We start from the raw sequence: 11729 nt of genomic DNA, 5'->3' as shown, positions 1-11729 counted from the left end.
AAATTAACTTGCCGAAGCGGTACTGAATGTTTATAATAATGACATATGGAAAAAGCAGCGGGTGGATGGGGCCAGTGAGACTTTCAAAGCATAATGATGTTTTTCAGGTAGCCGACGGGCGCGTTAAACTGATTTCAACCTGTATTTTTGTGGCTTTGGTCACAATGATATACTCGTGGTACAATCTTGTTGCAGTTTTATTTATATATACAATGGAGCTTCTGGCAATGAATTTTCCCATCTATAGACATCTGAAGCGGTTGATGATTCCGGTATTTCTGGTGGGGATCATGAGCGCCCTGATGGGTGTTGCGGCCATGAGTTCCGGACGGGGCATGGAAAAGGGCATAATTATATTTTTAAGGGCTTCATGCGCTGTTTATGCAATAAATACAGCTGTATCTTCAATGACTTTGCCGGAAGTGTTGTATTCCATGAAGGGCCTGCGGGTGCCCGATATACTGGTAAACCTTGTGGGATTTACGATGCGCTATGCAGACGTAATTTCTAAGGAAACGGCCAGAATGATGACGGCCAGGAAGTCAAGGGGATACTCGCCGGGAAAAAATTTGTGGCATTTTGCCACAATGAAAGTGATAGGCCAGACAATCGGAGTATTGTTTCTGCGCTCCTATGAAAGGAGCGAAAGGATATATTTTTCCATGTTGTCCAGGGGATATACCGGCGGAACAATGCCTCTGCGTGAAACAAGCAGGATAAGAACAGCAGATTTGTTTACAGGTATCTTGATAGTGCTTACTCCCGCGGTTTTCAAGATGACAGAAATGAGGGGTATATCGTGGATTGCGCTGTTGAAATAGAAAACCTGTTTTTTCATCATAAAGACGGCACTCAGGCTCTGAAAGGCATCAATCTTCGCATAATGAGAGGCCGCAGGACAGTCATCTTGGGCCCCAATGGAGCGGGCAAATCCACTCTGCTGCTTCATCTGAACGGGATATACCTTCCTCAGAGGGGCAGGGTGAAAGTTCTTGGCATAGAAGTAAATCATAAAAACGAGAAAAAATTGCGCAAAATTGCGGGTTTGGTTTTTCAGGACCCCGATGACCAGGTATTCTGCCCTACCGTGTGGGAGGATGTGGCATTTGGGCCTTTAAATTACAACCTGCCGGAAGAAGAAGTAAGAAAAAGGGTGGACGAGGCGTTGAGAGCCGTGCGCCTTGAAGGGCTGGAGCAAAAAACGCCCTTTCATTTGAGCTACGGGCAGAAAAAGAGAGTGGCCATAGCGGGAGTGCTGGCTTTAAAGCCGGAAATATTTATACTGGATGAACCCCATGCCTTTTTGGATCCCTCCGGCAAGGCAGAGCTGCTGAAGATACTGAATTCTTTAAACGATCAGGGCAGCTCAATAATAGTGGCAACCCACGATGTGAATTTTGCCTATGAATGGGCCGAAGATGTGGTTATAATGAAAAACGGCATTGTTCTGGCTCAGGGAGGGCCGGATATATTAGCCGATGAGAAAGTAATAATAGAAGCGGGACTGGAATATCCTTTACTGGTGAGATTATTTAAAAAACTGCCGGAAGCGGAATGCGATAAAATCCCCGGTTCTGTGGATGAAGCCGCGGAATTCCTGAGACAAAAAATGTTGACCAATTAAATTATATTAAATTTATTGACAAATGATTAACGATGTCATATACTATTTACAGCGAAGAAAGTAAAATTGTAAATTGATTTCATACGCATAAGGGTATCAAGAAGATACCGGATAAGGCCATGAAGGTCTGGCGTAAACCGCCTGTACTTTCATGGCCTTTTACTTTGAAAAAATTATATGAAAGGGTGAATTTTATGCACATTCCCGACGGTTTTTTGGATGCTAAAACGATTGTAACCACTGCAGTTATAAGTGCATACGCAATTAAAAAAGATGTGGAAAAAACCAGAAAAATACTCGGGGACAGAGATATCCCGGTGATGGGCGTGATGGCGGCTTTCATCTTTGCCGCTCAGATGGTGAACTTTCCTGTCATGGCCGGGACCTCGGGCCACCTCCTGGGGGCGGCGCTGGCTACAGCGCTGCTGGGGCCTTACAGCGCTGGGCTTATCATGGCCACTGTCCTGATAGTTCAGAGCATATTTTTTCAGGATGGAGGACTTCTGGCTCTTGGAGCCAATATTTTAAACATGGCCGTGGTGGCTCCCATGGTATCATATTTTATATTCGCAGCGATAAAGAGAAGTTTTCATTTTTCCGGGGCAGATTCAATAGCAAGCTTTGCGGCAGCGTGGTTTTCGGTCGTAACGGCCTCTGTGTTTGCAAGCCTTGAACTGGCATTATCCGGCACTGCTGCCCTTAAGATGGTGTTGGTTCCCATGGTGGCGGTACATGCCCTCATAGGCGTGGGGGAAGGGCTGATAACCACGGCAGCGGTGGCTTATATCGGCAGGGTGCTGAATCTGAAGGCTGATGCCGGTATGAAATACATTGCAGCTAATGCCGGAAGCATGGATGAAGGAGGTAGCTCAAATTGAAAAAATGGAGGATTGTCCTGCTCACATCGATACTGGTGGCACTGATTCTTTCACCTTTTGCCTCGACTCACCCCGATGGCCTGGAGAGAGTGGCGGAGAACCTTTCCTTTGCCGAGAAAGGCGGCAGTGCGGCAGCATGGTTTTCGCCCATGCCCGACTATACGGTCCCGGGAATTTCCAATGAAAGGATTTCCACCGCATTGGCAGGAGTCACGGGAACCATCATTACCTTTGCAGTGGTTTTTGGTGCGGCAAAATCGTTAAAACGCCGCTTGCCGTGAATAGATTGTGGACAGGAGGAATCAATGATGCATCAGAACCAGACCGACTGGAAAAAAGCAGTGGAATTTCACGGGCATGAGTGCCCGGGCCTTGCGATTGGCGTCAGGGCGGTGGAAGCCGCAAAAACAAAAATGGGCATTACTTTTTCTAAGGATGAGGAAATTGTATGCGTTACAGAAAACGATGCATGCGGTGTGGATGCAATCCAGGTGCTGACGGGGTGCAGCCTGGGAAAAGGTAATCTTATATACCGGGACACCGGCAAACAGGCATTCACCTTTTTCAAGCGGAAGACCGGTGAAGGATTAAGAATAGTATTAAAACCCTTTCGCAGAGAAATGGACAGAAAGCAGCGCCAGGAGTTTATTTTGAATGCCAGCCTGGAAGAAATTTTTGATTTCAAAGCGCCTCATTTCAGCCTGCCGGAAAAAGCAAGGATATTTTCCAGCATAATATGCGAAATTTGCGGCGAAGCAGTTCCTGAACACAAGGCAAGGATTCAGGATGGAAAAAAGGTTTGCCTTGATTGTTTCAAGGAATACAGCAGGGGCTGGTAAGATGGATGTTTTATATTATGATGATTTATGGAGGCCGAAGAAAAGCGACCAGAATACCAGCCGCGAGTTCTGGGACGGCAGGGCAGATCACTTTTGCACAAATGCCCACCGCAAAAGCGCAGCGGAGCGCGTAGGCAAACTCATAGCGATGCTGACTGAAAAGGGGATGCTCACAAAAAAATTGCCCATACCGGGCCGCCCTTCGAAAGCTCAAAGAGAATTTATTGAAAGTTACTTAAAAACTCTGGACGAAGATGGATTAATAACGGAGAAAATTAAAATGAAATTTGCGTAGATGTACTGGAAAGTATAAGTGCTTGATTCAGTGAATTATATAAAAAAGCGAAGGAATTGAGGAACGGTGAAACAGGAAGTGTCCGCTATCACAAATTCACATCAAACAGGATTATATCAACAGTATACGGGCAGGAAGAAATTTGTTATTTTACTTCTGGCATTACTGACGGCGGCTCTGTCGGTAATTGCTATTAATGCCGGTTCTATGAACGTAAGTCCATACCAGGTTTTCATGACGCTCTTTGGCCAGAGGAGCGGTATTTCCGATGTGGTTATCTGGAATATTCGTTTGCCAAGGATTCTGGCGGGCATTATAGCAGGGGCGGGCCTTTCGGTGGCCGGCTGCGTGATGCAGAACAACCTGAGAAATCCTCTGGCGTCTCCCTCAACTCTGGGCATATCCAACGCCGCCGCTTTTGGAGCGAATATTGCGATTATTGTATTTGGAGCGGGAAGCGTTCAAAGTTCCAGTGCCGATGCGGTAATTATAAACAACCCTTACGCTGTAACAGCTTCGGCTTTTGTGTGGGCTATGGTGGGTACGCTGGTTATTTTGCTTCTGGCCAGGCTACGCGGCTTTTCGCCGGAGGCGATGGTCCTGGCGGGGGTTGCGATTGGCTCGCTTTTTTCTGCAGGTACCATACTCATTCAGTATTTTGCCCAGGATGTGCAGGTGGCGGCGGTGGTATTCTGGACATTCGGCGATTTGGGAAGAGCCTCTTGGAAGGAAGTCGCCATAATGGCATCCCTAGTGATTCTTTCAATTGCCTACTTCATGCTCAAAAGATGGGACTACAACGCTCTCGACACCGGCGAGGAAACCGCCAGGGGCCTTGGAGTAAATGTAGAAAAAGTCCGGCTTGAGGGGATGTTTGTTGCTTCCCTGATAACTGCTGTTGCCGTGTCTTTCCTCGGAATTATCGGATTCATAGGGCTGGTCGGGCCGCAAATAATAAGGAGGATAATAGGAGCAGACCATCGATTTTTAATCCCGGGATCGGCGTTGATGGGGGCGCTACTGCTCCTTTCCTCCGATACCCTGGCCAGGACAGTTATAGCGCCGGTAGTGCTGCCCGTAGGGGCCATCACCTCCTTTCTGGGAGCGCCGCTGTTTTTGTATCTGCTGGCAAGGGGGTATCAAAAGCGATGATTTTATCAGTGAACGGATTGAAATTCAAATATCCAGGCCGCCGGGTGCTTCAGGATATTGATTTTTCCGTAGAAAAAGGGGATTGCCTTGCGATACTGGGCACCAACGGGGTCGGCAAATCCACCCTTTTAAAATGTATCAACCGAATCTTAAAACCGCAATCGGGGGCGGTATACATTCAGGAAGATAAGATATTTAAGCTCAGCCGCAATGAACTGGCGCAGAAAGTGGGTTATGTGGCGCAGAAGCACGAAGGTGCAAGACTCACTGTATTCGATGCGGTGCTGCTAGGCAGGAAGCCATATATTAAATGGGATGCCAGCCCGAAAGACATGGAAGTAACCCGCAGGGTCTTGAAATTGATGGAGCTGGAGGATTATTCCCTCAGGTACTTGGATGAATTGAGCGGAGGAGAGCTGCAAAAGGTGGTAATAGCCAGGGCTCTGGCTCAGGAGCCGAATATTCTCCTGCTCGATGAGCCGACCAGCAACCTTGATTTGAAAAATCAGGTTGAAGTCATCGCTATCATAAAGAAAGTGGTGAAAGAGCAGCAAATTGCCGCAATTGTAACCATGCACGACATAAATCTTGCCATCCGCTTTGCGGACAAATTCATCTTTCTTAAGAATGGCACAATATTTGAAGCCGGCGGCGTAGAAATAATTACTCCTAAAAACATCGAGAGCGTATATTCCGTTCCGGTGGCAGTCGAAAAATTCAACAACATACCCGTGGTCTTACCGCTTTAAATTTCGGCTTCGATGTTCGAGAAAGCCGGAAATTCGGCATATGCCCTGTAACAATTTGAATTATGGGAGGTCGTGAATTGTGCGAAAGAAAAATTTCTTTTTATTACTTGCAGCGTTGCTTATATCTGCCTTTTTATTGAGCGGCTGCGGCTCCGGCAATGTACAGAAGCAGCAGAATGCTTCAGAAAAGATTACTGTTACCGATATGGTGGGGAGAAAAGTTTCTGTAACATTGCCCGTAGAACGGGTAGTGGCTATTGGGCCGGGGGCCCTGAGGCTTTACTGTTATGTAAACGGTGCGAGCAAAGTAGCGGGAGTGGAACAGCTTGAAAAAGATAATCCCATAGGCAGGCCGTATATCCTGGCGAATCCTTCGCTGGAAGATTTACATGTCATCGGCCCAGGCGGCCCCAACAATGCCCCCGATCCGGAGAAAATACTGACTGTGAAGCCTGACGTTATTTTCAGCATGTATACTTCAGATAAGGCTTCTGTGGATGCTCTGCAGGAAAAAACCGGCATACCGGTAGTGGCCCTCAGTTATGGAAAAGTGTCCACCTTTGATCCGGATGTTTATGCTTCTTTGAAACTGATAGGCAAAAGATGATAGGGCAGAAGAATTAGTAGCCTATATGGAAAAATGTAGGCAAGACCTCAATGGCCGTACCAAAGATATTCCGGAAAATGAAAAGCCCTCTGTTTATATAGGGGCCTTGGGCGCAAGAGGGACGCACGGAATCGAAAGCACCCAAGGGAAGTATTCTCTGTTCGAAGCCATACACGCCAGGAATGTGGTGGATGAGACCGGCAAAACGGGCTCCATCATGATAGATAAGGAGAAATTGATTCAATGGGACCCCGACATAATTTTTATCGATAGAGGCGGATATGCAATGGTACAGCAGGATTATCAAAAAAATCCGGAATTTTACAGAGCTTTGTCTGCTGTCAAAAAGGGCAAACTGTATGCACAGCTGCCTTATAACTATTACCACACAAATATCGATACTGCCATGGCTGACGCATACTATCTGGGAAAGGTGATATATCCGGAGCAGTTTAAGGATGTGGCCCCGGAGGAGAAAGCCGATGAGATATACCGGACAATTCTTGGCAAACCGCTCTACGCTCAAATGGTAAAGGATTTTGGAGGATTTGGGAAGCTGACGCTGCCGTGAATCTAAAATAAAAAAAATAAAAAAATATATTGACAAAGGTTTCACATTCTAATATAATATCTACAAAAGGTAAAATGCATGAGTAAATGGTATCATGAAGATACCTGAAAAGGCCATGAAGGTCCGGCGCTGCGGCGTCCGTGCTTTCATGGCATTATTATTATGGCACTCTTATAAAAAGGAGAAAATCTCTTTACATAATTTTAATCAGCAACAGGAAGGCAGATAACCTGAAGGATACTTATTGATATTTTTTTAACAACTGTCGTTTTTTTACCCATATTTGTGAAAAAAATAACGAACTTGGTTTTCGACTTTTTAAAGGTGTTATGGCGAAGGAGGTTTTAAAGTTGACGGAAAGCATTTCATGCAGGAATTTTGAAAAAGTAAATGATATTCTCGAAAAGTATGATTACAGACCGTCGAATCTTATAAGCATACTCCAGGAAGTGCAGGAGATTTATCGTTACTTGCCGGAAGAAATCCTTACTTATATCTCCACTGCCATGGGAATCGCACCTGCCAGAGTGTTTGGGGTGGCTACTTTTTATGAAAATTTTTCACTGGAACCAAAAGGGAAAAATGTAATAAAGGTTTGCGACGGCACTGCGTGTCACGTAAGAAAGTCGGATAAAATACTGTCGACCGTGAGGGAAACGCTGAATTTGAAAAATGGTGCAAAGACCACGGATGATATGCTTTTCACCCTGGAGACCGTTTCGTGCCTGGGAGCGTGCGGCCTGGCTCCTGTGGTGGTAGTAAACGACAGGGTGTACGGCAATATGACGCCGGAAAAGGTTGTACAGTTGATAAATGAAATCATGGAGGGAAGCCGCAATGATCAGGACAGTTGACGAACTGGAAAAAAACTTTCAGGAATTGAGCAAAATGGCGCGAGGGTACCGCATGCGAATTCTTGTGTGCGGAGGAACCGGATGTATCGCCAACGGCTCGCTTGAGATTTACAAAAAGTTTAAGGAGGTCCTGAGACAGAAAGGGCTTTATACCGACCTTGAGCTGATTCAGGAAGGAAGGGAAGGGACTGGCGTGGCTGCCAGCGGATGCCATGGTTTTTGTGAGATGGGGCCTCTGGTGAGGATTGAGCCGAACGGCTTTTTATACGTTAAGGTAAAAGCCGAGGATGTGGAAGATATCGTAGAGAGCACTGTCATAAAAAATGAACCTGTTATGCGGCTTTTGTTTTGCGATCCAGCGGAGAAGAAACACTTTTTAAGAGAAGAGGAAATTCCCTTCTATCGCCGTCAGACCCGCCTTGTGCTTAAAAACTGCGGCAAAATAGATCCCGAAGACATAAGGGATTATATCGCGTGCGGCGGATATAGGGCACTGGCGAAGGTTTTGACGGAAATGACGCCGGAACAGGTGTGCGATGAGATTTTAAAATCGAAGCTCAGAGGCCGTGGCGGAGCTGGATTTCCGACGGGAAAGAAATGGCAGCAGGTGTTTTCGCAGGATTCCGATGTGAAATACGTGGTGTGCAACGGGGATGAGGGAGACCCGGGAGCCTTTATGGACCGCAGTGTTATGGAAGGGGATCCGCACCGAATCCTTGAAGGTATGATGATAGCAGGATACGCTACCGGCGCAAGAGAGGGTTATATATATGTAAGGGCCGAATATCCTCTGGCGGTAAAAAGGCTGCAGACAGCAATAAATCAGGCAAGAGAGTGGGGTTTGCTGGGGAAAAATATTCTGTCGAGCAATTTTGACTTTGACATTCACATAAATCGCGGGGCAGGGGCTTTCGTATGCGGAGAAGGTTCGGCCCTTACTCAGTCTATTGAAGGTTTTAGGGGGATGCCCCGGCCAAGGCCGCCTCGTACTGTTGAAAAGGGGCTTTTTGGAAAACCCACGGTCCTGAACAACGTGGAAACTTTTGCAAATGTGCCTTCGATAATATTAAACGGCGCTGAATGGTTCAGCTCCATAGGAACTCCGGAGAGCCCCGGGACGAAAATATTTGCACTGACGGGCAACATCAACAACACGGGCCTGATTGAGGTGCCTATGGGAATTACTCTGCGCCAAATCCTTTTCGAAGTGGGAGGAGGCATAAAAAGCGGTAAGAAATTCAAAGCCGTTCAGATTGGAGGGCCTTCAGGCGGCTGTTTGACCGAAGAGCACCTAGATCTTTCCATGGATTTTGATTCTTTAGAGAAAGCCGGTGCCATGATAGGTTCAGGCGGCTTGGTGGTTATGGACGAAGATGCCTGCATGGTGGAAGTGGCCAGGTTTTTCATGGATTTTACCCAGAGAGAATCATGTGGCAAATGTGTGCCGTGCAGGGAAGGGACGAAAAGAATGCTGGAGATTCTGGAAAAAATAGTATCCGGAAATGGAACTGTTGAAGACCTGGAACTTTTGAATGAGCTGGCTGAAGTGGTTAAAACCGGTTCACTTTGCGGTCTCGGGAAAACCGCACCAAATCCTGTTTTGACGACGATGAAGTATTTCAAAGAAGAATACATGGCGCATGTAATCGATAAGAGATGTCCGTCGAAAGTGTGTAGGGGCCTTGCGCGTCCCGTCATAAATCGTGAAAAATGTCGCGGCTGCGGGAAATGCAAGAGGATATGCCCCGCATCGGCCATTGAAGGGGAAGCGAAAAAACCCCATGAGATTGACCAAAACCGCTGCCTGCGCTGCCTTGCGTGTATCGATGCATGCCCCTTTGACGCCATAAGGGAGGAATGAGCTGTGGAAAAGACTATAAAAATAAACGGAAGAGAAATATCATTTACTAATGAAAGAAATCTTCTTGAAGTAATAAGAAGGCAGGGATTGAACTTCCCACCTTTTGCTATCATTCGGAGCTTTCCGTTTACGGCGCATGCAGGATGTGCCTGGTTGAAGATGAGCGCGGCAGGATCATGGCAGCATGCTCAACCCCGCCGCGTCCGGGGATGGCTATTAAAACCCACACGGAAAGGCTTATCCGCCAGCGAAGGGTAACGCTTGAACTTTTGCTGGCAAATCATGACAGAGAATGCACGTCATGTGTAAAGAGCGGAAGTTGCCGTCTGCAGGAACTGGCGAGAATTCTGGGGATAAAAAATATCCGCTTCGGGCAGAAGAACGGCAGGTTGCCCATAGATAATTCCAGCCCTGCCATAGTGAGAGACCCAAACAAGTGCATTTTATGCGGGGATTGTGTAAGGATGTGCGAAGAAATCCAGGGCATAGGCGTAATCGGATTTGCTTACAGGGGCAGTGAGGCCAGAGTTACGCCGCCTTTTAACAAAAATATTTCTGAAGTAAATTGTGTAGATTGTGGCCAGTGTGCGGCTGTTTGCCCCACAGGGGCTATCACGGTTGCATCGCACATGGAAAAAGTATGGAATGCGCTTTATGACCCGGCAAAAACGGTGGTGGCCCAGATAGCTCCTGCAGTAAGGGTTTCTTTGGGAGAAGAATTCGGATTAAAACCCGGTGCTGTGACTTCTGGCAAAATCGTCGGGGCGCTGAAAAAAATGGGGTTTGACATGGTTTTCGATACATGCTTTGCAGCCGACCTTACGGCAGTAGAAGAATCTCATGAATTTTTGGAGCGGCTGTCGGGCAAAAAAAGACTGCCTCAATTCCCATCATGCTGTCCGGCGTGGGTGAAATATGTGGAGCTCAATTATCCGGATTTTAAAGATAATCTTTCCAGCTGCAGGTCTCCGCAGCAGATGTTTGGATCGGTAATGAAGGGCATTTATGCAAAAATGCTTGGCATTGACCCGGAAAAAATTTTTGTGGTGTCAATAATGCCATGCACCGCCAAAAAAGCTGAAGCGCAAAGAGAAGAATTTTCCAAAGTCGGCATTCCGGATGTGGATGCAGTGCTCACAACCCAGGAAATGGCCAGAATGGTAAGGGAAGCCGGAATAATTTTCGATGAAGTGGAAGAGATGCCTTTCGACATGCCGCTGGGTTTTGCTACTGGCGGAGGACTAATTTTCGGCGGCGGTGAAGGTGTGGCGACGGCTGTAATAAGGACACTCGGCCGGGAACCGGTTTTTAGAACTCATGGAGAGGGCGGGCAGATAAAGACTGCCGAAATAGAATACGATGGCAAAATAATTAAAACCGCTGCCGTTTCAGGCCTTAACAATGCGAAAAAGCTTCTCGAAGCCATAAGGGCTGGAAAAGAATACTATGACCTTGTGGAAATTATGGCGTGTTCTGGCGGCTGTGTAGGCGGCGGTGGCCAGCCTCAGCCGAACACTAGTGACGCAAGAGAAAGCCGGAAAAAAGGGCTTTTGGGATCGGAAAAGCTCATGCAGCTTAAATCGCCGGCAGAAAATCCGATAATAAAGGATTTATACCGCGACCATCTGTATAGCCCGGGCAGCGAAAATGCGCATGAAATGCTTCACACCACCTATAGAAATCGCAAGAGAATCGATGGGGAAATATGTTTTTCGGAAGACATTAAAAAAGCCGGAAAGGTTAGCGTTAAGGTATGCGTGGGGACGTGCTGCTATCTTTCAGGCGCGTATGAACTTTTTTCTGCTTTAAAAGAAATTGCTAATGAGGAAAAGTTTAAAGACAGGATAGAATTATCGGCGACTTTCTGCCTTGAAAATTGTGCGCAAAGCCCGTGCGCTATGGTGGATGACATTCTCATAGGGAAAGCCACGGTTGAAAAAGTAATTGATGAGGTTTTAAAAAAAGTTTAGCTGTACGATAACTGAATCACCCGGTTTTGCCGGGTTTTTTATTTGCAAAAAATCAATTGAAAAAATTCTGGTGGAATTTTATTGATAAATGAGTTATAATATATTTGAGCGATAGATGTATATACATGTATATAAAACCGAACGATAAAAGTAAATTTTTTTACATGCACGGGATGCGGACTGTGCGAGGAGGCGTGCCCGTTCGGAGCCATAGTTCTGGGGCCTTTTCCAACATTGTGTGATAGATGCGCCGAGTCCGACGAACCACTCTGCGCAAAAGCCTGCCCGACCAAAGCCTTGAAGGTAAAGGCGGTATAATGTATCATAAG

The 11729-nt window shown here is 46.6% G+C and carries 14 protein-coding genes and 1 pseudogene; all 15 read left to right on the top strand.

What is annotated here, in order from left to right; genetic code table 11:
* Positions 1 to 26 precede the first annotated feature (26 nt).
* The 15 genes and pseudogenes from AC6I1H_RS05455 to AC6I1H_RS05385 all read left to right on the top strand — a co-directional run bounded on the left by AC6I1H_RS05455 (position 27) and on the right by AC6I1H_RS05385 (position 11718).
* Positions 27 to 821 carry an energy-coupling factor transporter transmembrane component T family protein gene (locus tag AC6I1H_RS05455; RefSeq protein WP_497739955.1) on the top strand — a complete coding sequence of 265 codons (795 nt, stop codon included), beginning with the start codon at positions 27 to 29 and terminating at the stop codon, positions 819 to 821.
* Entirely contained in the window at positions 800 to 1624 is an 825-nt protein-coding gene (locus AC6I1H_RS05450; protein WP_497739954.1) for an ATP-binding cassette domain-containing protein, read from the top strand. The genes AC6I1H_RS05455 and AC6I1H_RS05450 overlap by 22 nt, the downstream gene beginning before the upstream one ends.
* Positions 1625 to 1743: 119 nt before the next feature.
* Entirely contained in the window at positions 1744 to 2502 is a 759-nt protein-coding gene (locus tag AC6I1H_RS05445) for an energy-coupling factor ABC transporter permease (RefSeq protein WP_497739953.1), read from the top strand.
* Positions 2499 to 2783 carry a PDGLE domain-containing protein gene (locus AC6I1H_RS05440; RefSeq protein ID WP_497739951.1) on the top strand — a complete coding sequence of 95 codons (285 nt, stop codon included), beginning with the start codon at positions 2499 to 2501 and terminating at the stop codon, positions 2781 to 2783. The genes AC6I1H_RS05445 and AC6I1H_RS05440 overlap by 4 nt, the downstream gene beginning before the upstream one ends.
* Before the next feature lie 27 nt (positions 2784 to 2810).
* Entirely contained in the window at positions 2811 to 3341 is a 531-nt protein-coding gene (locus AC6I1H_RS05435; RefSeq protein ID WP_497740717.1) for an FmdE family protein, read from the top strand.
* 1 nt (position 3342) lies between these two features.
* A complete protein-coding gene (locus tag AC6I1H_RS05430) occupies positions 3343 to 3636 on the top strand; it encodes a hypothetical protein (protein WP_497739950.1) in 294 nt (97 codons plus the stop codon).
* Positions 3637 to 3702: 66 nt separating this feature from the next.
* Entirely contained in the window at positions 3703 to 4788 is a 1086-nt protein-coding gene (locus AC6I1H_RS05425) for a FecCD family ABC transporter permease (protein WP_497739949.1), read from the top strand.
* On the top strand, positions 4785 to 5537 hold the full coding sequence (locus AC6I1H_RS05420) for an ABC transporter ATP-binding protein (RefSeq protein WP_497739948.1): 753 nt from the start codon (positions 4785 to 4787) through the stop codon (positions 5535 to 5537). The genes AC6I1H_RS05425 and AC6I1H_RS05420 overlap by 4 nt, the downstream gene beginning before the upstream one ends.
* Positions 5538 to 5616: 79 nt before the next feature.
* Positions 5617 to 6144, top strand: coding sequence for a TroA family protein (locus AC6I1H_RS05415; protein WP_497739947.1), 528 nt, complete (start codon positions 5617 to 5619; stop codon positions 6142 to 6144).
* A gap of 25 nt (positions 6145 to 6169) precedes the next feature.
* On the top strand, positions 6170 to 6715 hold the full coding sequence (locus AC6I1H_RS05410) for an ABC transporter substrate-binding protein (protein WP_497739946.1): 546 nt from the start codon (positions 6170 to 6172) through the stop codon (positions 6713 to 6715).
* A 350-nt stretch (positions 6716 to 7065) separates the two neighbouring features.
* Positions 7066 to 7569, top strand: a complete 504-nt coding sequence (gene nuoE, locus AC6I1H_RS05405; protein WP_497739945.1) for an NADH-quinone oxidoreductase subunit NuoE — start codon at positions 7066 to 7068, stop codon at positions 7567 to 7569.
* Positions 7553 to 9430: an NADH-ubiquinone oxidoreductase-F iron-sulfur binding region domain-containing protein gene (locus AC6I1H_RS05400; protein ID WP_497739943.1), complete on the top strand. Its 1878-nt coding sequence runs from the start codon at positions 7553 to 7555 to the stop codon at positions 9428 to 9430. Before nuoE ends, AC6I1H_RS05400 begins: the two co-directional genes overlap by 17 nt.
* 86 nt (positions 9431 to 9516) lie before the next feature.
* Positions 9517 to 9600 (top strand): annotated as a pseudogene (locus AC6I1H_RS05395) (hypothetical protein); the annotation flags it as partial.
* 6 nt (positions 9601 to 9606) lie between these two features.
* On the top strand, positions 9607 to 11400 hold the full coding sequence (locus AC6I1H_RS05390) for a [FeFe] hydrogenase, group A (RefSeq protein WP_497739942.1): 1794 nt from the start codon (positions 9607 to 9609) through the stop codon (positions 11398 to 11400).
* Positions 11401 to 11544: 144 nt separating this feature from the next.
* Positions 11545 to 11718: a 4Fe-4S binding protein gene (locus tag AC6I1H_RS05385; protein WP_497740716.1), complete on the top strand. Its 174-nt coding sequence runs from the start codon at positions 11545 to 11547 to the stop codon at positions 11716 to 11718.
* Positions 11719 to 11729: the final 11 nt, after the last annotated feature.

This window comes from Biomaibacter sp. TOL (assembly GCF_059717795.1).
The sequence above is the reverse complement of the archived record's forward strand: the minus strand, read 5'-3'. Positions and strand labels throughout refer to the sequence as shown.

What these genes read in the sequence shown, in the direction of transcription:
- AC6I1H_RS05455 (WP_497739955.1), top strand. Translation starts at nt 27, where the DNA reads ATGTTTATAATAATGACATATGGAAAAAGCAGCGGGTGGATGGGGCCA.
- AC6I1H_RS05445 (WP_497739953.1), top strand. Translation starts at nt 1,744, where the DNA reads ATGAAGGTCTGGCGTAAACCGCCTGTACTTTCATGGCCTTTTACTTTG.
- AC6I1H_RS05435 (WP_497740717.1), top strand. Translation starts at nt 2,811, where the DNA reads ATGCATCAGAACCAGACCGACTGGAAAAAAGCAGTGGAATTTCACGGG.
- AC6I1H_RS05430 (WP_497739950.1), top strand. Translation starts at nt 3,343, where the DNA reads ATGGATGTTTTATATTATGATGATTTATGGAGGCCGAAGAAAAGCGAC.
- AC6I1H_RS05420 (WP_497739948.1), top strand. Translation starts at nt 4,785, where the DNA reads ATGATTTTATCAGTGAACGGATTGAAATTCAAATATCCAGGCCGCCGG.
- AC6I1H_RS05410 (WP_497739946.1), top strand. Translation starts at nt 6,170, where the DNA reads ATGGAAAAATGTAGGCAAGACCTCAATGGCCGTACCAAAGATATTCCG.
- AC6I1H_RS05400 (WP_497739943.1), top strand. Translation starts at nt 7,553, where the DNA reads ATGATCAGGACAGTTGACGAACTGGAAAAAAACTTTCAGGAATTGAGC.
- AC6I1H_RS05390 (WP_497739942.1), top strand. Translation starts at nt 9,607, where the DNA reads ATGGCAGCATGCTCAACCCCGCCGCGTCCGGGGATGGCTATTAAAACC.